Raw genomic sequence first — 20,810 nt, 5'->3', positions numbered from 1 at the left:
CTTATTTCATTAGAAAAGAAAATCGATTCTTACGTTTAGAAAAAACTGTTTCGCCATGTATAATAGGAGTTAAGATTGAGAACAAATTGCGTTCAAGAAATGCATAAAAGGATGTCATACAATGGAGAATCATATTATTACTATCAAGCAAGAATACGTGATTGAAAATGTCATTAACAAATCACGGTTTATTGCTCATATCAAGCCGGTAGCAACCGAAGAAGAAGCGAAAGCATTCATCGAAGCGGTCAAAAAAGAACACCGTGATGCAACACATAACTGTTCAGCCTATACCATCGGCGATAATATGCTGACACAAAAAGCAAATGATGACGGCGAACCGAGCGGGACTGCAGGTGTACCGATGCTTGAAATCTTAAAAAAATTAGAAACACATAATACAGCTGCTGTAGTGACACGATATTTCGGCGGTATTAAACTTGGCACCGGCGGATTAATCAGAGCATACAGCGGTGCAGTCCGAGATGCTATCAAAGAAGGCGGACGCGTAGAATTGCGCAATGCACTTCCTACTACAGTAACAATCAGCTATGATCAAACCGGCAAATTCGAATACGAGTTGCAATCTACTGATTTCATCTTAAGAGATACGATTTATACTGACAAAGTCAGCTATAAAATCGATGTATTAGAAGATGACTATGAAGATTTTATCGCCTTTTTAAATCGTATTACTGCCGGCAAATTTGAATTAGATGAAGGCACAGTGACACGCTTGCCTTTTGATATCGAAACAAAATAATACATGATTTCAAATGAAAGACCGCCCAAGCTCTATCATCGACATAGAACTTAGGCGGTTTCATTTCAGTGTTATTTATTTTTATGTCCTCGGTTGGCTCTTCTTTCTAAGAGTCCGAGCAATGGTCTGTAATTATCATCAATCAGTCCAGTAAACTCAACAATCAATTCAATCGTAATTAAGATTAGGATCAACATCATCACAACACCCCATGGTTGCGATAAGTATAAAATAATACTTGAAATACTGAACATAATCGCGATGGAATATATCAGTACAACCGTTTGACGATGTGTATAACCGAGTTTCAGCAATTTATGATGCAGGTGGGATTTATCCGGCTGCATAATACGCTGTCCCTTCTTTGCACGTCTGATCATCGCAAATAATGTATCAATGAAAGGTACTGCTAAAATCACCATCGGGAAGAATAGTGAGAAGAATGTAATATTCTTAAACCCGAGCAGTGAAACAAAGCTGATAATAAAGCCCAGCTGCAAGGAACCGCTGTCCCCTAAGAAAATCTTAGCCGGATGGAAATTATAAAATAAGAATCCGATTAATGAACCGATCATGACAGAACAAATCATCATGATGAAGATATCCGCTTGCAGTATCGCAATAAACCCGATAGTCATAAAAGCAATGGTAGACACCCCTGCTGCTAAACCGTCTAAACCATCTATTAAGTTGATGGCATTCGTAATAGCGATAATCCAAAAGACAGTAAAGGGAATGCTTAAAATCCCGAATTGAATCGTACCGAAGGGCAACTGAATGAAATCAATCGTCACACCATGATACACAACTACCAGCGCGGCTAAACATTGACCGAATAACTTATATAAAGGTTTTAATTCATGCACGTCATCAATCAAGCCGACAATGTACATAATAATCATACCGATTAGCAGTGGAATGATTTCGCGTTCAATCGGATGGCCGATCCAAATGCCTAACACAAATGAAAAGAGTACCACCGTTCCGCCAAGTACAGAAACAGGTTTGGTGTGCACTTTTCGATAGTTCGGCTTATCCATAATATCCAGTTTTTTGGATATTTTAATAACAATCGGTGTCAACACTACACTGACGACCATTGAAATAAGTATCAATAAAAGTGTTATCATCTTATTTCCATTGCCAAAATGCTTCTCAAATTATGTTATACATAAGATGAGCACGCTGCTATCTGTCTTTTGACAAGGGAACCTCCCTTCAGTTTTTCATATGTATACAATACTAATAATCTATTTTAACACGAATTATTATTAATTGTAGTAAATTCTGGCAACTCTTAGCAATGTTTGAGATGACAAAATGTATATTTTCACTTACAATAACTAAGTGGTAAAACAAAGGAGCCGATCGAAATGATTGAAGCTATCATTTACAATATTTCTGTTACCGTTGCAGGAATTTACCTATTCCATAGGTTGCAATATTCAGAAACGAAACAAATGAAGTTTTCACAAACTTACGTCACAATACTTATGACTGTTGTAGCGCTATTGCTTGCGGCATATCCTATTCCAGTTCATAATTATTCACTTTATTTAACATTTGTTCCGCTATTATTCTTAGGCCGTTATACAAATGTATTCTTTACAATGGTCTCAGCCGCAATTCTCTTTGTGATAGGCGTGTTTGTATATGGCGACCCGTTATCTTACAACATTGCCTTAATCATCATTGCTTTGGCTGTGAGTTTCATCGGACCGTTTATCAAGCAGAATGATATCGTTTCGCTGCAGATTTTAAACGTTATCAGTCTGATTATACTCAGCATTGTATCAGTGATTACACGTCTCTATACATTGCAAGAAATTATTTATCTTATTCCGATATCATTTGTATTAACGATTTCATCATCTATTATCTTTGTCGATATTTGGCGTTTCTTCACATTAGTTCAACGGTATGAAAGCGAAGAACGTTTTGACTATTTAACAGGACTCGGCAATGTAAAAGAATTCGACCGACACTTAAATAAAATGACTGACAAAGCTGACAGCAAACACACAAGCCTAGGTCTGTTATTAATCGATATTGACGGCTTTAAAGATGTGAATGATGCCTTTACACATCGTTCTGGGGATGCAGTATTAAAGCAGATTTCACAATTGCTGATAAATTATGTTCCGCCGAATATGAAGATATTCAGAAACGGCGGCGAGGAGTTTTCAGTCGTCTTGCTCGGCTACTCGCTGGATCAAAGTGTGAAACTCGCTGAAAGCATTCGTGCAGGTGTAGAACAATCTTCTTTCCACTTGCCGAACAAAGAAGTGATTAAACTCTCTGTTTCTATCGGTATCGGCTATTTAACAGAAGATGACTATAAATCACAGCGCAAAGTCTTTAAAGACGCAGATGATATGCTGCATATGGCAAAAAATGAAGGACGTAACCAAGTGATGTTTAACCCGATTGTTAAATAATATTTTGTTTCAGATGAATACTTCAGAGACAAGGACAAATTCGATGTTCTTGTCTCTTTTTTTGCAATTCTATTGCAATCACCGCCGTTCTATTGCAAGATTTAAATCTTCCCTGTAAACTTTCAAGTATCAACCAATACAAACAAGAAGGAGAGCTACAAGGTGCCTGAAGAAGCAATTACCATAATAGATGAGAACAAAGTTATCGATGTTGTGCTCACGGCAGGAAAAATTTTACTTGAAAGCGGTGCGGAAACATATCGTGTCGAAGATACGATGTCACGTATTGCTTACAGCTTTGGGTTAGATAATACCAACAGCTTTGTATCTAACACAGCAATTATCTTCTCATTAAACGATCGAACGAACACGCGTTTAATTCGAGTCCGAGATAGAACTACGGATTTAGAAAAGATTGCTTTAGCCAATAACATTTCTCGTAAAATTGCAAAACACGAATTGAATATTGACGAAGCAAAATCTGAATTGATTCATTTGGAGCATGCCTCGCTGCAATATTCATATTTAACAAAGTTTTTAGCAGTGTCTATCGCCTGCGGATTTTTCTTATTCATGTTCGGCGGTGTTGCGCAAGACTTTATCTTCGCAATTATTGCTGGCGCTGGTGCTTATTTAACCTTTGATTTTGTACAACGCTTTATCCAAATCAAATTCTTCTCAGAATTCATCAGTGCTATCGTAGTCGTCAGTGTTGCCGCCATCAGCCACAAGCTTGGCTTATCGGTCAACCAAGACATTATCACCATTTCTGGTGTCATGGTCTTAGTACCGGGTGTCTTAATTACAAATGCTATCAGAGATTTAATGGCTGGCGAATTGCTTGCTGGTATGTCGCGCGGAATGGAAGCGGCATTAACCGCATTTGCAATCGGTGCCGGCGTCGCAATCATCTTACTCTTCTTTTAAGAAAGGCGTGTTACAGAATTGATCTTACATTATTTATTCCATTTCATTATCAGTTTTAGTTCTACAACTCTGTTTTCGATACTTTTCAACGCGCCGCGTAAGTTGTTACCTGCTTGTGGTTATGTAGGCGCAATGGGCTGGACGATTTATATCTTGTCCATGGATTTGAATTTAGGAAAAGTTGCTGCTTCTTTCCTTGGAAGCTTTATCTTGGCTATTATGAGTCACGCAATGGCAAAACGTTATTTCCAACCGGTTATTATCTTTATCGTTCCTGGTATTATTCCTCTTGTACCTGGGGGTGCTGCGTATGAAGCAACACGTTTCTTAGTTACCAACCAATATACACACGCAGTCAATACCTTCTTAGAGGTGACTTTAATTTCAGGTGCCATAGCATTCGGTATCTTATGTGCAGAAATCAGCTATCATATTTATAATCGAATTAGAATATACTATGGTAAAATGAAAGGTAAATCATATAAGAAGCAATTTAATATGAATAATCGAGGATAAGAGGTGCATATCAAGTGAAAGAACAATTAATCGACAGACTGAAACGTTATGCGGAGATTGATACTCAATCTAATCCCGACTCAGAAACAACACCATCTACTGAGAAACAATGGGACTTATTAAATTTACTCAAACAAGAATTAGAAGAACTTGGTCTTAAAACAGATATCGACGACTATGGTTATTTATTTGCGACATTAGAAAGCAATATCGCAACTGAAGTACCTACTGTCGGATTCTTAGCTCATATCGATACATCGCCAGATTTCAATGCGACTAATGTCAAACCGCAAATCATTGAAAAATATGACGGCCAACCTATTCAATTAGGCGATACAGATCGCGAATTGAACCAAGACGTCTTCCCTGCTATGAAATCCGTCGAAGGCCATAGGCTAATGATTACAGATGGTACATCATTGCTTGGCGCAGATGATAAAGCAGGTGTAGCGGAAATCATGACCGCGTTAAACTATTTAGTGGAACATCCGGAAGTGAAACATGGACGTATCCGAGTCGCATTCACACCAGATGAAGAAATCGGACGCGGTCCGCACAAATTTGATGTTGAACGCTTTGGGGCTGACTTCGGTTATACAATGGACGGCAGCCAGTACGGCGAGCTTCAATTTGAAAGCTTCAATGCTGCTGAAGCAACTATCACTTGCCACGGTGTCAATGTACATCCGGGTTCAGCGAAAAATGTGATGGTCAACGCAATTAAATTAGGCGAACGCTTTGATCATGCATTGCCGCAAGATGAAGTACCAGAACAAACAGAAGGCTATGAAGGCTTCTTCCACTTAATGAGCTTCAATGGTACTACTGAAAAAGCACAATTAAAATATATCGTTCGCGATCATAACCGCGACCAATTCGAAGCACGCAAAGCATTGCTTGAAGAGATTAAAGATACTATCAATCAAGACTATGCGAATGATCCGGTAGAATTAGAAGTTAATGACCAATACTATAATATGGCTGAAAAAATCAATGAAGTACCTAAAGTTATCGAGATTCCAAAACGTGTCTTCAAACAATTAGGTATCGAACCGAATACAGAACCGATTCGCGGCGGAACAGACGGCTCTCAACTTTCATTTATGGGCTTGCCGACACCTAATATCTTCACAGGCTGCGACAACTTCCATGGTCCATTCGAGTATGCATCTATCGATGTTATGGAAAAAGCAGTACAAGTGATTTTAGGCATTGCTGAAGAAGTTGCAGCATCATCAAAATAAAAAAATAGTTATCTCTACGAAAAAACGGCTGAGTCCCTATTAAAAGGATTCAGCCGTTTTATTGCTTGAATTATGCTTGTTTCTCATCATTATCAAAAGATGTTGTCAACAGTTTAAGTGCTTGTACTGCATAGAAACGAATTTGCAGACCCGCTTCAAAACTCGTATAATTTTTCGGCATTTTCATAAATAAATTGAACATGCCTGTAACACCTAAAGCTTCATAGCGATCGAATTTATCAGCAGTCGCATTAATCGCAATGCAAGGCTTATGATATTTCGTCGCAAGTTCCGCAATACGCAATGTCGTTGTTTCTAAAAGCTGGTCTTGTTCATTGATGCCTTCACCGAACATAATTAAATCTGCTTGTTCAATCAAGCTTTCTAAATGTGTGATTTGATCCACCAGATTATGGCTTGTCAGCACCTCTGCGTTGTATAGCGCTGCTAAGACAGCCGCAACACCGCCGCCTGCACCGCCGCGTTCGACTGTGCTTGTTACGGTACGTGTTTCATTTTTCAAAATCTCGCTGAAGTACCATACAAGATTATCTACTGCCGCTGCTTCTTCGCGTGAAATACCTAATAACGGATAGACTTGCATGATTTCACTGGCTTTGCCGTACATTTTGCTTGAGAAATCCGACACTAGCTGGAAGCGTGTTTTTGATAAGCGTGGATTCAAACCAGAAAAATCGACGTGGCGAATATATTTTAGAACATTGACACCTTTGCTTGCATCAATTGATTCGCCTTCGTCATTATAATATTTTGCGCCTAAAGCTTGCAGCATACCTGCACCGCCGTCAAAGCTTGCAATGTTGCCAAGGGAAATGACAATATGCTGTGCATCATTTTCTAATGCAGCCGCAATCACTTCACCTAAACCATAGCTTGAACGATCGACAATCGGCTTGTTACCTTGCAAGAATAAATCCGCTTCAATAATCGTCATGCCGCTCTCTGTTTTGCCGTAAACCGCTTCAACTGGTTCCATATCTGCATCATGTACATTCACACGGTATTTTGTTCCGGATTGCCATAAAAAGACCGAATCCATCAGTTCATGCCGGCCGTTGAACAAAGGCACTTGCACGATATCTGCCCCTTCGATTTGGCTTGCTACTGCTTCTTCTACGTAGCGATTCGCTTCGTAACTCGAAACGATTCCATTAAATTCATCCATTGCGACTAATACTCTCATTTTGTCACCTCAAATAAAGTTTCCCAATGTTTGTTGCATTCACTTTAATATTATACAGGGCATTATTCAAAATGCCCACTGTTACGTCTAGCCCTTAAAATTAAAATAACTCCAAGCCTATCGGAAGTTGGAACTGTTTTATTTTCTTTCATTTCCGCCTTCCAAAGCTTGGAGCCTGTTTTCGTTCATATTTTATTATTGATGTTTTCCCCTAACAAGCTTATTCTTCAGCTTGTGCGAGTGAGGTCACATTAATGTCATCATGACTCGCATGCCACTTCACTTCTCCATTTACAAAGTAGAAAGCTTGCGGCGATTCGTGCTTCACTCCAGTTTTTTCAGCAATATAATCTGATACGTCTCTTTGTTCTTGTACAATTAAGTAATATCCATCAATATCACGTTCATACAAAAACTTATTGAATTGATCATAAGCATTTGCTGAAATTGGACAAGTGTCGCTGTGTTTCATTATAAATACATATTTGTTGTCGTTAATTACCTGTTCAAACTGGTCAATTGAAGTCAGCTTTGTAGCCATTCTATTCACCTCTAAAAATATTTATCACTACACGTGATAGTCCCATTCTAATTGCTATTTCAATGTGTCTAATTATACACACTTTATATTTCAATGTTAACCAAAACACTAACATTTTCCTTGCTTTTTTCAATCATTCTTGTGCAATTTGTTTTTTAAGTCCGTCAACTCGCGCTTAAACGGTTTATGCGCTTCATCTAATTCTTTCCCTGTTAAAGGCGTTTTATTCATATCATATCGTTCTAAACCATTGCTGACATCTATTGTCTTTTGTCGTGTCTCATAATAGTTTTGCAGACTGTAATACATTTCAATAGCCGTTTGATGTGCTTTTGCAGTATTCGGCTCTGACACACTCGCTTGGTTCAGCTCTTCGATTTGTCGATTAATCAGAGGCTGTACTTTATCTTTAATCACGGTTTTCGTATTAGCCGGATCATCTGTATCTAAATATTTTTTCGCAATCTGCTGCAGCTCTTTGTTATGATGCTTCAACTTATGAATAAATTTATCGATACTGTCAGACTCCCCTGCTTGGCGTGCTGTTTCGACTTGCTTCTCTAACTGCGCACGGTTCTTCTCAAACAGCCTCGTATAATTCAAAATATCTTCATTTGCTTTAATCGAGGCGTTGCAAAGGTGTATAAAACTGCGGATGGCTTTTAAATCTTTTTCTTGTTCATTAACCTCACTTATGTAAGTTTTACGCAAGGCTTTGACATCTTTAGTTTCAGCCGGCAATTGTTCTGCGGCGTGCTGATAAGATTCAAATGCAGGCATCAGCTTCTTATCCATATCCTTTTCCAATTGTTTGAAGTCTGTTTTATTTCTATCTGTTAAATCTGATTTGCTGAGTTCATTCAAACGATTCAAGCGCATGTCATCCATAATTTTTTCAACTTGACGCTCTTCTTTATCTACTTCATGCTTTGCTTTTTCAAAATGTTTTAAATCTGACTGCGTTTTATTACTGCATGCCGCAAGAGACAGCGTTAGACAAGCAATCGTTATTATGAGAAGCCACCTTTTCACTTTTGTCCACTCCTGTCTGTTTATCTTTATAATTTGCGTGTTAAGTGTTTGAGTAAGTCAAGATTCATAATATAATATTTTAGAGACTTTTACAAAGGACGGTTGATTATGTATTCAAAAACACAGCCTTTAATAAAAGATAAAAAGGCATTACCCTCTTATCAAGATCAATTCGACAGGTTAAGTAAACTTTTGCTTGGTTTGTTGAATACACCTGTTCAAACCGTGCAGCACATCGGAGGAACTGCACATTTCAACTATCCGACTGAACCTATTTTAGATATTTTGGTCGGTGTGAACAACCTGCATGATATTACTGCATTAGATGAAAAGCGCTTGAATTATGCCGGCTTTTATCGTGTGCATCACAGCTACAAGAAAAAAGCCGTGATGGTAAAGTTCAATGATATGACTGAACTAAAACAAACTGTACGCCTGCATATCTTGCAGATTGAATCAAAACAATATTGCCATTATAAAGAAATGGATGCTGCACTGAGCCAAGATACTGAACTCAGCGCGCAGTTTTCAAAGGAAAAACAAACATTGCATACACAAGCCGCAACCATTCGCGAATATGAAGAAGCTAAAGATGCATTGTTTGAAAAATTGTCACGTCAATTTCATTTAAATTAAGGTTATAGCATTTCACAAACTAAAGGTTTCATTGCTATAATAAGAAGATGAAAACAATTGAAAGGGAGTTCTATCGTTGCACAAAGATGACATTCTTACAGAATTAGCTAAAATTCTGCCAGAAGAAAAAATTAAAGTTGATGAACCATTAAAACGCTATACTTATACGCAAACAGGAGGAAAGGCTGATTTCTATCTCAGTCCGACAAATTTCAAAGAAGTCCAAGCCATCAATCATCTTGCTAGAATCAACAACATCCCTGTCACATACTTAGGCAACGGCTCTAACATTATTATCCGCGAAGGCGGTATCCGCGGAATTGTATTGAGCTTATTATCCATGGATTATATTAAAGTTGAAGATAATGTCATAATCGCAGGCAGCGGTGCAGCGATTATTGATGTCTCCCGTACCGCTCGCGACAAATCTTTAACTGGATTAGAATTTGCATGCGGCATCCCAGGTTCAATCGGCGGTGCTGTCTTCATGAATGCAGGTGCTTATGGCGGAGAAGTCCGTGATTGTATCGATTACGCTGTATGCGTCAATGAACGCGGCGACTTAGTCCAATTGACACGTGATGAATTAGAACTTGGCTACCGCAGCAGTATTGTGCAAAAGCAGCACTTAGTAGTCTTAGAAGCTGCCTTTAACTTAGCACCAGGCAATCAAGAGGATATTCAAGCTGTCATGGACGACTTGACTGAACGCCGTGAATCAAAACAACCGCTTGAACATCCATCATGCGGCAGTGTCTTCCAAAGACCTCCAGGCCACTTTGCAGGTAAACTGATTCAAGATTCAGACTTGCAAGGCCATCGTATCGGCGGTGTCGAAGTTTCTACCAAACACGCAGGTTTCATGGTCAATGTCGATAACGGCACAGCAACGGACTACGAAGACTTGATCCACCATGTTCAGCAAGTGGTAAAAGAAAAGTTCGATGTTGAATTGCATCCGGAAGTGCGTATCATCGGCGACCATCCAGAAGACCAGCAATAAGGCAGGCAATTGATATGTCGCATTCACAACAAGTACACGGCATTGGTTTAGACAGCGAAACAAGATGTACACACTATCACACACTCTTAGACGTAGTCGCTATTAAATTCAAATGCTGCGGCAAATACTATGCTTGTATTCATTGCCATAACGAATCAGAAGACCACGCACCTATTCCATGGTCCAAAGAAGAATATGATACACATGCGATTTTGTGCGGTGTATGCGGACATGAACTTACCATTGCAGAATATACCAAAACCAATCATTGTCCTCATTGCAACGCACCATTCAATCCGCGTTGCGAAGCACACTATCCGCATTACTTTGAAATATAAAATCAAAACGGGCGAGTTACGATAACTTATCATCGTGACTCACCCGTTTTTTTATCGTCTTCCCCCATGTTTAACGATAATTATTTAACTATGTCTTTTAATTCGTCGATTTGTTTCATTGTTGTAGTTGTAGAACCTGATGCGAAGTACCAAAGTTTAGGATCTACTTCGTATACTTGGTCATCTTTGATAGCTTTAACGTTTTTAATTACGTCATTGCCTAATACTTGTTTCGCAGTAGATTTACCGCCGATAGCTTGACCGCGGTCCATCGCAATGATTACACCTGGATTTTTTTCGTTAACATATTCGTTTGTGACGTTTTGACCATGTGCACTTGCTTTAATTTTTTCATCTGCTGGTTTGAAACCTAATGTGTTATAAACTAAGCTTCCGAAACGTTCTTTAGGACCGAATGTTGATAATTCGCCTTCGTTCACTAATAAGTACATCACTGATTTATCGAAGTCTTTCGTTTTAGCTTTCATGTCCGCAACTTTTTTATCTAATTTTTTGTTCAATTCTTTTGCTTTATCTTCTTTGTCGTAGATTTTACCTAAGTTTTCAGCGTTTTTCTTAACTGAATTCATGTAGTCTTTATCATCTGCACCGACATAAACTACTTTTGCTTTAGGTGCTGCTTTTTTGAATTCATCTAAGTTCTTTTGGTTCGCTGTACGGTTTGAAATGAAGATTACTTCTGGTTTTGCTTGTGCAACTTTATCAAAGTTGACTTCTTTCAATGAACCTGTGTTTAAGTATTTTTCATCTTTAAATTCTTTTAAGAAATCTGGTAAAGTGCTGTTGTCTTCACCTTTAGGTGTTGCTTTTACCTTGTCTGCCACACCTAATGCTTTTAACGTATCTAATGCACCGTAATCTAAAACAACTGCGTTTTTAGGATTAACAGGTACTTCTACTGTATCTTTCACTTGTTTAGCATCGCTGCCTTTTGGATCTTTACCGTTTAATTTATAACTATTTTCAATTTTTACTGTCTTTTTATCTGAAGTTCCTTTTTCTGAACTTTCTTTTTGATCACTGCCGTTACCGCAAGCAGCTAATAAAAACATAACACTAACTAAAATAAATAAGCCTAATTTCTTCATCTGTTTTTCTCCTTTTGGAATATTTTAGACCCCCGTCTCATAATGCCGTAAAAAATCGGCATCACCCCTTTCAATGCATTAATATTAATCGTAGTAAAGACAGATTCTTTGACCTCGGATGCATTCAATTTGAACATCCATATCGTATAAATATCTTAAAGTGCTTGGTTGAATCACTTCATCTCTGACATCTGCTTTGACAATACGGCCGTCTTTCATTGCGACCACATCATCGGAATAACTCGAAGCGAAGTTGATATCATGCAAGACAATCACAATCGTTTTTCCGTAATCTCTAGTCAATGTTCTCAGTGTCTTCATAATGTCTACTGAGTATTTCATATCTAAGTTGTTCAGCGGTTCATCGAGTAAAATACATTCTGTATCTTGTGCAATTGTCATCGCAATGTAAGCACGCTGACGTTGTCCGCCAGAAAGTGTTTTAAGGTTGCGTCCTTTGATTTCTTGCAGCTGCAATAAATCTAAGGCTTGATTGATTTTTTCTTTATCTTCAGGCGTTAAACGCCCTTTAGAATATGGGAAACGGCCGAATGCGACAAGCTGTTCGACAGTAATATTCAATTCCGTGTGATTGGTTTGTTTCAGTACCGATAACTTTCTTGCGATTTCATTGCTTGTAAAGGTTTCTAGTTGTTCATTTTCAAGCTGAATGTTACCAGTGTCCACGTCTATTAATCGGCTGATTGCTGACAATAAAGTACTCTTTCCTGCCCCGTTCGGACCGATTAATGATGTCAGACGGCCTTTACGAATTTCCACATTAATATCGCTGAGAATCGGTTTATCATGAATAGACTTGTTCAAATCTTGGACTTGTATCATCGCACGTTCCTCCTTTTAATGAGTAAGTAAACAAAATAACTGCCGCCGATCAAGTTGATTAATATACTGACCTCTGTTGTAGCTTCAAAGAGATGTTCTACAACCCATTCAGCTGTAAATAAACTGATCCAGCTTAAAAAGATAGTCGCCGGCAAGAGATATTTATGTTCAAACGTTTTCATAATTTCATGTGCAATATTCACAGTTAACAGACCTAAGAATGTAATGGGTCCTACCAGTGCTGTCGCAATAGCCGTCAGCAAAGCGACCATAATCATTAAAAGCCTCGTTACACGTGTATAATTCACACCTAAGTTCATTGCTTGTGCTTTCCCAAGCAACAATACATCTAAATAAGGCAATATCTTGATCGTAATCGCAATTAAAATAATCAGCACAATGCCGCCGATCAACACTAACTTTTCATTTGAAGCGTTAAAGTTTGCGAACATTGAACTTTGAACGGCCAAGAAATCTTCTGGATTAAGTACCAATTCGATAAACCCTGTAATACTTCTGAAGAAGGTACCTAAAATTACCCCTATCAACAAAATAAAGTAAACAGAGAAGTTGCCGTATTTAAAGACTCCTTGGAATAAAATCAGTGCGAATATAATCATTGCGACAAGTGTTAATGCAAAGTTTAAATACAAGTTTGTGACTGCCATCGATTGAATGCCGAATATAAAGACTAAGACGACTTTCACAAACATATAGACCGCATCTAATCCCATCATCGAAGGTGTCAATAACCGGTTGACGGTAATCGCTTGGAAGATAATCACCGATGTACCGATTGCGGCACCGACTAAGACCATTAAAATCAGCTTTCTGATACGACTTTGAATCTGATACGCAAAGATATCAAAATCGATACCTAAAACAAGGTATAAAGCGCCTGTAATCACAACTACCGAAAATAAAATGAATAATTTAAGCTTCGTTTGTTTAAGACTCATAGTTGCGGCTCCCTTTAAATAACATGATTAAGAAAATACATGTACCAAAGACACCAATCGTTAATCCGATATTGATTTCATAAGGGTAGACAATCAAACGTCCGATAATATCTGAAATCAAAACGAATATTGCGCCTAATACAGCAGTGTGCGGTAATGCATTTTTTAAATGGTCTCCTCTGTAAATGGAAACAATATTCGGAACAATCAAACCTAAAAACGGTAATGTTCCAACTGTTACGACGACTAAAGCTGTCATCGTTGCGGTAATTGTTAAGCCGAACATCATAATTCTTTCATAATTCACACCTAAGTTATGGCTGAAATCTTTGCCCATGCCGGCTATTGTGAAATAGTTAGCGAAAATATATGTAACAATAAGCAATGGAATACTGAGATACAGTACTTCATAACGGCCGCTTGTAATAATCGCAAAGTTTCCGTTCAACCAGTTGCCGATACTTTGAAGCGCATTGGTGCGCAAGGCAATAAAGGTCGTTAAACTTGAGATAATGCCGCCGATCATAATGCCGAGCAGCGGGACAAAAATTACATCTTTAAAGCGGATAATCTGTATTAATTTCATAAAGAAGAAAGTGCCGCCGATACTAAGTACCATGGCGAATAACAATTTAACTAATATGTGCGCTTGAGGAAAGAAAATCAGCGCAATTAAAATACCTAACTTAGCCCATTCCATTGTTCCTGCGGTAGTTGGACTGACAAATTTATTCTGCATCATCTGTTGCATAATCAATCCTGCAAGTGCTAATGAACTGCCGGAAATCACAATGCTGACTGTTCTAGGAATACGACTTGAAACGAGGATATTTTGCTGCTCTTGTGTTAAATGAAAAATTTGAGTAATTGAAACCTGACTCACACCAATAAACAATGAAAGGACGGTTAAAATTAAAAAGAGCACGACTAAAACCGGAAAACGCATAAGTTGTTGAACCATTCTAAAACCCAATCCTTCCTTTTATCTTTCTCTAATCTAATTGTAAATGATAATCGTTTTCACTTAAATCTATCGTATCAGTTTATTGATTTTAATCAATACTTTTTCTACATTTTCATAAAAATTATTATTCAAACTTAGACTAAATACTATTAAAAGTTGTATAATATCTCTGTTTATTTCCAATAACACTTGTCTTAGTTGAATATTTCTAATTTTAGGCAAACAAAAAAACACTGAATCCAAACTGTGAAAACAGTCAGATTCAGTGTTTGTCATTCAATTAGTCTTCATCATCGAAAATGAAATCTTCGTCACGCAACGCTTCTACATTCAATGCTAATGTATAGCCGTCACCTTTAACTGAGAAGAAGTCATGGTTCTTCGTAGAAGTATCTAAGGCATTTTCAATAATCGGGTTGAACTCGCGTTCTTCAAAGTAAGGTTCGAAACCTAAGTTAGATAACGCTTTGTTTCCGTTGTAACGTACATAGTTTAATACGTCATCTGTTAAACCGATTTGATCATAAAGCGAATGTGTATAAGACACTTCGTTTTTGTATAATTCATCTAATAATTTATACATTTCTTGGTCCGCACGCTGCTTTTCGTTTTCTGAGAGTTCATTACGCATATGTTGTGCATCTAATCCTGTGAATACCCCGTGAATCGATTCATCTAATAGAATTTTACGGATAATTTCACCAGATGTTGTCATGCGTCCTTGACCTGCAAGGAAAAGCGGATAATAGAATCCAGAGTAGAATAAGAATGTTTCTAAGAATACACTGGACACACGTGCCATATATTGATCATAAACAGATGCATCTTTTGTCCATAGTTTATGATAGTTGCCTACGATTTTATCAGATTTGAATTTCAAGTGCGGTTCTTCCAACACCCATTTATCTAATAAATAGTTTGTTTCGCTAGATGGTAAAAGTGTTGTAAAGATATGAGAATAACTTTTCGCGTGGATTTGCTCCATCATTCCCATAAATGAGTAAACTGCTTTTTTACGTAAATCTTTAGTGTGCATCATGACTAAAGGCATACCATCGTCAGCTTGGTGTGTATCTAATCCTGTTAAGCCTGCCAATGCCTTTTTGAAAGTATCTTGTTCTTCTGGTGTTAATGTTTTCCAACTTGCAATATCTTTAGATACTTTAAATTCCGTTTCTACCCACATTTGGGAGATGTTTTGTCGCCAAAACATATTCGTCATGTCTTCTTGCGTGTTCCAATTGACAGCGATCATCAAAGTGCATTTCCCCATTCTTGATTTTTAATTTAGCTCGTTTAATTTCCGTTTAATTTTCGCAGTATAACTTATGTAGAGACAACCTATTCAGGTTGCCTCACTTTTTCTCTATTAGATAGCGCAGCTTGTACATTCTTCTACGCTTAATAATTTGTTACGTGTATAATAAAGTGATTTTAGACCTTTATGATGTGCATAGACATATAAACGTGCTAATTCACGTGTAGAAATTTCTGAGTTGACGTAAAGGATTGTTGAGATACCTTGGTCAACGTGTTGTTGGATCGTTGCTACTAAATCAATCAAACGCATTTGATCTGTGTTGAATGCTGATTTGTAGTACCACATTGTTTGCGGTGATAAGAACGGCATTGGATAGAATGTTTCAGAGTTGCCGTACGTACGACGTTCGATTTGATCTACAATCGGCATAACTGAACTTGTCGCATTTTGAACGTATGAAATACTTTGTGTCGGTGCGATCGCTAGACGGTAAGCATGGTATAGACCATATTGTTTAACGTCTTCTGCTAATGCTTTCCAATCTTCTGCAGTTGGAATTTCCAAACCTTCAAACAATGCTTTTACTTTTTCATATTCAGGAACGATATCTTCTTTTGTATATTTATCAAAGTACTTACCGCTCGCATAATCTGATTTATCAAAGTCTTGATAAGCTTCGCCGCGTTCTTTAGCTGTTTGCATAGAACGTTCGATTGAGTAATAGTTCATCATCATGAAGAATACGTTCGCAAAGTCTTTTGCTTCTTCTGATTCATAGCCGATTTGATTTTTCGCAAGATAACCATGCAAGTTCATTACGCCTAAACCTACTGAATGCAATTCACTGTTTGCTTTACGTACACCTGGCGCGTTTTGAATATCCGCTTCATCGCTGACAACTGTCAATGCATCCATACCTGTGTGTACAGAGTCTCTGAATTTGCCTGATTCCATTACGTTCACAATATTAAGTGAACCTAAGTTACAAGAAATATCACGTTTGATTTCATCTTCAACACCGTAATCGTTGATGATTGAAGTTTCTTGTAATTGGAAGATTTCAGTACATAAGTTACTCATTTTGATTTGGCCGATATTTGAATTGGCATGTACTTTGTTTGCGTTATCTTTAAACATTAAATAAGGATAACCTGATTGCAATTGTGTTTGCGCAATTGTATTCAACATTTCGCGCGCATCTTTTTTGCGTTTTAAGATGTTAGGGTTCTCAACCATTTCATCATAATATTTATCTAAATCGATATCATCTAATGTTACGCCGTATTCGTTAAATACAGTGTGCGGCGCAAACATATAGAAGTCTTTGCCTTCTTTAGCAAGTTCGAAGAATTTAGCAGGTACAATTAAACCTGTTGAAATTGTTGATAAACGGATGTCTTCGTCTGCGTTTACTTTTTTTGTATCTAAGAATTCTTCAACATCATAGTGGAAGATATTAAGGTAAACCGCACCTGCACCTGGTCTTTGACCTAATTGGTCTGCATAGCTGAAGCCGCCTTCGAGTGATTTCGCAACTGGCAATACGCCTTTTGCAACACCTTTGATACCTTTGATTGCTTCGCCGCGTGCACGAAGTTTAGATAAGTTAATCGCTACACCGCCGCCGATTTTACTTAATTGTTTCGCTGTTGAATCAATAAAGTTGATAGAGTTCAAGCTGTCATCTACTTCTAATAAGAAACATGAAACTAATTCGCCGCGGCGTGCACGTCCTGCGTTTAAGAATGTAGGTGTTGCAGGTTGGTAGCGTTGTTCAATCATTGATGAGATAAATTGTTTGGCTTGTGCTTTGTCGCCATCCGCTAAGTAAAGTGCAACAATTGTAACGTGCTGCGAATAGTCTTCAAGATATTGCTTTTTATCATTTGTTTTCAAAGCATAGTCTTTGAAGAATTTGCTTGCTGACATGTAGCTTGCAAATTCGAATGGAATACTGCGTGCATATTCAGTAATTTCTTCTAAATCTGCTTCGCTGTATTGTTTGAATACATCTACATAAAAGTCATTATCTACAAGATAGTGCAAACGTTCGATTTCTGTATCGAAATAAATCGTATGATCTTTGATTTCTTCTAAATAAACCGCTAAAGCTTCTTGGTCTTTTTCTAAGTTGAAGAAACCATCTTCTTTACGCTTTGTAACCTCGTTATTTAATTCAATATGATTGTACTGCTTTTCGTTCATAGTCTTCATATAATTGCCCCACCTTATCATTAAACTCTTCTACATCTTTCTTTGTACCTTGTACTTCAAACTTCATTAATAGCGGAACGAAATATTCTCGTGAAATGGTTTCGCTGGCTTTCGCAAAGTTTTGGCCCCAGTTGCGATTACCGCTTCCAACAACACCTCTGATCATATTTCCGTTATTTTTCAAAAATGTTTTAACTACATCTGGCACTTCTCCAAAACCAATTGTACTAGTGACCAATATATAAGGTTCATCAACGCGCACTTCTGCACAGTTGTCATTTGTAATTTCTAAAGTATTCTCAAATTCAGTTCTTCCTATAAATCGTCTGACGTTACCAGTAAATGAAAAATATACTACCTTCATTGAATCACCCGCTTTCTTATAAAGAACGCGCTCACTCGTCACATAGCGTCATGCACTTTCTTTCTCATAATTAAAAAACATGCCAGGCTGCCTTGCTGGTATTGCTGTATCTTAAAGGAGATGTTGTGACTGCTGCATGTTTTAATTTGATTTCGATATGTTAATGCATTGATCCTTAACACTACATGTTGTGTTGAGATGATTTTATTCACACTAATGGGCTTTCTCTTTATTGATGAAAAAAAAGCTTTTGCTTGTTATACCTGTATACTGCATATCCTCTTGCAATCACAGGGGTGTATGCCTTTTCTTAAATGAGCAGGAATATCAGATTAAACCCCTAACCTGTATTCTGTTCTTTCAAGTTATGTGTGAAATTGCCAAAAAGAAGTGAAATATTTTTTTCATTATTTTGGGTTCAACCACAATATATAGTGTTGGGTTTCGTTCTTCAATACTATATTATGTGATTCATTATACCGAACACACATTATAATTTCAAAGAGAATAACCCCTCCAAAATTTATTTAAATTTGTCAAAATTGATAGAAGTAGCGTCACCGCTATGCTTAGACTTCTTATTTTTTCTTAAAAATCCTTTCAAAATAAATAATTGTAATTTTGCCCTTGATTTTTAGAAAATTTGTGTACTCCTTGTCATCATAAGATTTCTCTCAATCCCACCATGAAAGGCTTAACGCAATACTTTAATAAAAATCAACTAATTCATATATTCAGTCGGTTATGCATAACTCAATCTACAATAAGAACATATGTTCGATTAAATTATAACGATTCTTGATGTCTTTTGCAAGTGCATATAGGCACTTATTTTGATATATGCTAAGATGATATACGTTAAGTTTTGAGGAAAGTAGAGGAGAAAGTATGGATTCTAAATTAAAAGGTATTATTGCCATACTCGTTTCAGCGATCGGCTTTAGTTTCATGTCGCTGTTTTTCAGACTTGCAGGCGACTTGCCTGTCTTCCAAAAGTCTTTAGCTAGAAACTTGGTTGCCATGCTGATTCCGTTGTATTTCTTATATAAATATAAACAACCTATGTTTGGCAAATTAAGCAGTCAGCCCCTATTGATTTCACGTTCTACACTCGGTTTAATCGGTGTGCTGCTCAACATCTACGCGATTGACCATATGCTTTTAAGCGACGCAGATACATTGATGAAGTTGAATCCGTTTTGGACGATTCTGCTCAGTTTGATTTTCTTGCATGAGAAAGTCCGCAAATATCAAATTACCGCAATGCTGGTTGCGATTGTCGGCATGTTGTTTGTCGTACAGCCGCAATTCTCATCTGAAATGATTCCAGCTATTGCCGGATTGTTCTCTGGTATCTTCGCTGCTTCAGCTTATACATGTGTACGCGCATTAAGCACAAGAGAAGCACCATATACTATTGTCTTTTACTTTTCATTCTTCTCAATTGTAGCTTTAATTCCATTTGTCCTATTTACTTATCAACCCATGTCAGGCCTTCAAATTATCTACTTGGTCGGGGCAGGTTTATCAGCAGCTGTCGGACAAATCGGTATCACTCTAGCCTACAGTTTTGCACCAGCAAAAGACATTTCAATCTTTACGTATGCTTCAATCATCTTCACAGCATTGATGGGCATCGTGATTTTCGGAGAATCGCCGGACTTATATGCTACACTAGGCTATGTAATCATTATCAGTGCAAGCTACTATATGTTTGAAAAAGCACGCAGACAAAGTAAAAATCATCCGAAACCGCAACATAAAGGAGGAAAATAACCGTGTCACAACAAGGACGTAAAAAAGAAGATTTGCAAGACATTACACTGCTCGGCAATCAAAATAACCAATATGATTTCGACTACCGACCTGATGTCTTAGAAACATTCGATAATAAGCATCAAGGCCGCGACTATTTCGTTAAATTCAATTGTCCTGAATTTACTTCGCTATGCCCTATTACAGGTCAGCCGGATTTTGCGACAATTTATATTTCATATATTCCGAATATCAAAATGGTAGAGTCTAAGTCACTCAAACTTTATTTATTCAGTTTCAGAAATCATGGAGACTTTCATGAGGATTGTATGAATATCATTATGAATGACTTAATCGATTTGATGGATCCGCATTATATTGAAGTATGGGGCAAATTTACGCCGCGCGGCGGTATTTCTATCGATCCTTATACGAATTATGGCCGTCCTGATACTAAATATGAGGAAATGGCTGAGTATCGTATGATGAATCATGACTTGTACCCTGAGAAAATTGATAACAGATAATTTCATATGTGATTTAATAGCAGCAACCTGATTAATTTCAGGTTGTTTTTTATTTTTATGGAAGCGGATTCGTTCTTTTTTGTTCAAATAATTTAGTAAATTTACGATTTATTTTTCAGAATTTTCTTGTATCTGAACTTTGAATAGATTAAACTTATTTTTAAGTCACACC

General features: G+C 37.5%; 21 protein-coding genes. 10 read left to right on the top strand and 11 right to left on the bottom strand.

The genetic code is table 11. From position 1 onward, the window contains the following. Positions 1 to 121: 121 nt before the first annotated feature. Positions 122 to 763, top strand: a complete 642-nt coding sequence (locus C7N65_RS05935; RefSeq protein WP_105993559.1) for a YigZ family protein — start codon at positions 122 to 124, stop codon at positions 761 to 763. A 71-nt stretch (positions 764 to 834) separates the two neighbouring features. Here C7N65_RS05935 and C7N65_RS05930 read toward each other — a convergent pair whose 3' ends face one another. After that, the gene (locus C7N65_RS05930; protein WP_105993558.1) at positions 835 to 1,893 is read right to left on the bottom strand and encodes a glycosyltransferase family 4 protein; all 1,059 of its coding nucleotides are present in this window, start codon (positions 1,891 to 1,893) and stop codon (positions 835 to 837) included. 243 nt (positions 1,894 to 2,136) lie between these two features. Here C7N65_RS05930 and gdpS point away from each other — a divergent pair, with 243 nt between their 5' ends. The 4 genes from gdpS (at position 2,137) to pepT (ending at position 5,888) form a co-directional block, all read left to right on the top strand. Continuing rightward, complete coding sequence (gene gdpS, locus C7N65_RS05925) at positions 2,137 to 3,201, top strand: GGDEF domain-containing protein GdpS (RefSeq protein WP_105993557.1); 1,065 nt, start codon at positions 2,137 to 2,139, stop codon at positions 3,199 to 3,201. Positions 3,202 to 3,363: 162 nt separating this feature from the next. Then, a complete protein-coding gene (locus C7N65_RS05920; RefSeq protein ID WP_105993556.1) occupies positions 3,364 to 4,128 on the top strand; it encodes a threonine/serine exporter family protein in 765 nt (254 codons plus the stop codon). Between the two features lie 21 nt (positions 4,129 to 4,149). Then, complete coding sequence (locus tag C7N65_RS05915; protein ID WP_199790662.1) at positions 4,150 to 4,644, top strand: threonine/serine exporter family protein; 495 nt, start codon at positions 4,150 to 4,152, stop codon at positions 4,642 to 4,644. 14 nt (positions 4,645 to 4,658) lie between these two features. Beyond that, positions 4,659 to 5,888 carry a peptidase T gene (gene pepT / locus C7N65_RS05910; RefSeq protein WP_105993554.1) on the top strand — a complete coding sequence of 410 codons (1,230 nt, stop codon included), beginning with the start codon at positions 4,659 to 4,661 and terminating at the stop codon, positions 5,886 to 5,888. 70 nt (positions 5,889 to 5,958) lie between these two features. On the opposite strand, the gene C7N65_RS05905 is transcribed toward pepT, so the two are convergent. From C7N65_RS05905 to C7N65_RS05895, 3 genes are all read right to left on the bottom strand, one after another. Further along, positions 5,959 to 7,092: a glycerate kinase gene (locus C7N65_RS05905; protein WP_105993553.1), complete on the bottom strand. Its 1,134-nt coding sequence runs from the start codon at positions 7,090 to 7,092 to the stop codon at positions 5,959 to 5,961. A gap of 220 nt (positions 7,093 to 7,312) precedes the next feature. Further along, complete coding sequence (gene ytxJ, locus C7N65_RS05900; protein WP_105993552.1) at positions 7,313 to 7,633, bottom strand: bacillithiol system redox-active protein YtxJ; 321 nt, start codon at positions 7,631 to 7,633, stop codon at positions 7,313 to 7,315. A gap of 129 nt (positions 7,634 to 7,762) precedes the next feature. Further along, positions 7,763 to 8,665 (bottom strand): EMYY motif lipoprotein, encoded by a 903-nt coding sequence (locus tag C7N65_RS05895; RefSeq protein WP_105993551.1) that lies wholly within the window; start codon positions 8,663 to 8,665, stop codon positions 7,763 to 7,765. Between the two features lie 108 nt (positions 8,666 to 8,773). Here C7N65_RS05895 and C7N65_RS05890 point away from each other — a divergent pair, with 108 nt between their 5' ends. The 3 genes from C7N65_RS05890 (at position 8,774) to C7N65_RS05880 (ending at position 10,642) form a co-directional block, all read left to right on the top strand. Beyond that, the gene (locus tag C7N65_RS05890; protein WP_105993550.1) at positions 8,774 to 9,301 is read left to right on the top strand and encodes a GrpB family protein; all 528 of its coding nucleotides are present in this window, start codon (positions 8,774 to 8,776) and stop codon (positions 9,299 to 9,301) included. Between the two features lie 76 nt (positions 9,302 to 9,377). Further along, positions 9,378 to 10,304: a UDP-N-acetylmuramate dehydrogenase gene (gene murB, locus C7N65_RS05885; RefSeq protein WP_105993549.1), complete on the top strand. Its 927-nt coding sequence runs from the start codon at positions 9,378 to 9,380 to the stop codon at positions 10,302 to 10,304. A gap of 14 nt (positions 10,305 to 10,318) precedes the next feature. Then, positions 10,319 to 10,642, top strand: coding sequence for a CHY zinc finger protein (locus C7N65_RS05880; protein WP_105993548.1), 324 nt, complete (start codon positions 10,319 to 10,321; stop codon positions 10,640 to 10,642). A gap of 80 nt (positions 10,643 to 10,722) precedes the next feature. On the opposite strand, the gene C7N65_RS05875 is transcribed toward C7N65_RS05880, so the two are convergent. The 7 genes from C7N65_RS05875 to nrdI all read right to left on the bottom strand — a co-directional run bounded on the left by C7N65_RS05875 (position 10,723) and on the right by nrdI (position 18,356). Then, positions 10,723 to 11,751, bottom strand: coding sequence for a ferrated catecholamine ABC transporter substrate-binding lipoprotein SstD (locus C7N65_RS05875; protein WP_105993547.1), 1,029 nt, complete (start codon positions 11,749 to 11,751; stop codon positions 10,723 to 10,725). Positions 11,752 to 11,835: 84 nt separating this feature from the next. Beyond that, positions 11,836 to 12,594, bottom strand: coding sequence for an ABC transporter ATP-binding protein (locus C7N65_RS05870; protein WP_105993546.1), 759 nt, complete (start codon positions 12,592 to 12,594; stop codon positions 11,836 to 11,838). Then, entirely contained in the window at positions 12,591 to 13,553 is a 963-nt protein-coding gene (locus tag C7N65_RS05865; RefSeq protein ID WP_105993545.1) for an iron chelate uptake ABC transporter family permease subunit, read from the bottom strand. Before C7N65_RS05865 ends, C7N65_RS05870 begins: the two co-directional genes overlap by 4 nt. Continuing rightward, complete coding sequence (locus C7N65_RS05860; protein WP_199790661.1) at positions 13,543 to 14,499, bottom strand: ABC transporter permease; 957 nt, start codon at positions 14,497 to 14,499, stop codon at positions 13,543 to 13,545. The genes C7N65_RS05865 and C7N65_RS05860 overlap by 11 nt, the downstream gene beginning before the upstream one ends. Before the next feature lie 298 nt (positions 14,500 to 14,797). Beyond that, positions 14,798 to 15,772 carry a class 1b ribonucleoside-diphosphate reductase subunit beta gene (gene nrdF, locus C7N65_RS05855; RefSeq protein ID WP_105993543.1) on the bottom strand — a complete coding sequence of 325 codons (975 nt, stop codon included), beginning with the start codon at positions 15,770 to 15,772 and terminating at the stop codon, positions 14,798 to 14,800. A gap of 114 nt (positions 15,773 to 15,886) precedes the next feature. Beyond that, on the bottom strand, positions 15,887 to 17,992 hold the full coding sequence (gene nrdE, locus C7N65_RS05850; protein WP_105993542.1) for a class 1b ribonucleoside-diphosphate reductase subunit alpha: 2,106 nt from the start codon (positions 17,990 to 17,992) through the stop codon (positions 15,887 to 15,889). Continuing rightward, the gene (gene nrdI / locus C7N65_RS05845; protein ID WP_105993541.1) at positions 17,955 to 18,356 is read right to left on the bottom strand and encodes a class Ib ribonucleoside-diphosphate reductase assembly flavoprotein NrdI; all 402 of its coding nucleotides are present in this window, start codon (positions 18,354 to 18,356) and stop codon (positions 17,955 to 17,957) included. The genes nrdE and nrdI overlap by 38 nt, the downstream gene beginning before the upstream one ends. A gap of 888 nt (positions 18,357 to 19,244) precedes the next feature. Between nrdI and C7N65_RS05840 the strand changes: the two genes are divergently transcribed. Both C7N65_RS05840 and queF read left to right on the top strand, forming a co-directional pair. After that, a complete protein-coding gene (locus C7N65_RS05840) occupies positions 19,245 to 20,132 on the top strand; it encodes a DMT family transporter (protein WP_105993540.1) in 888 nt (295 codons plus the stop codon). Between the two features lie 2 nt (positions 20,133 to 20,134). Continuing rightward, positions 20,135 to 20,638, top strand: a complete 504-nt coding sequence (gene queF / locus C7N65_RS05835; RefSeq protein ID WP_105993539.1) for a preQ(1) synthase — start codon at positions 20,135 to 20,137, stop codon at positions 20,636 to 20,638. Positions 20,639 to 20,810: the final 172 nt, after the last annotated feature.

The organism is Staphylococcus simulans (genome assembly GCF_002994445.1).
GTDB classification, from domain to species: Bacteria; Bacillota; Bacilli; order Staphylococcales; family Staphylococcaceae; genus Staphylococcus; species Staphylococcus simulans_B.
This window is presented reverse-complemented; position numbering and strand designations above follow the sequence as displayed.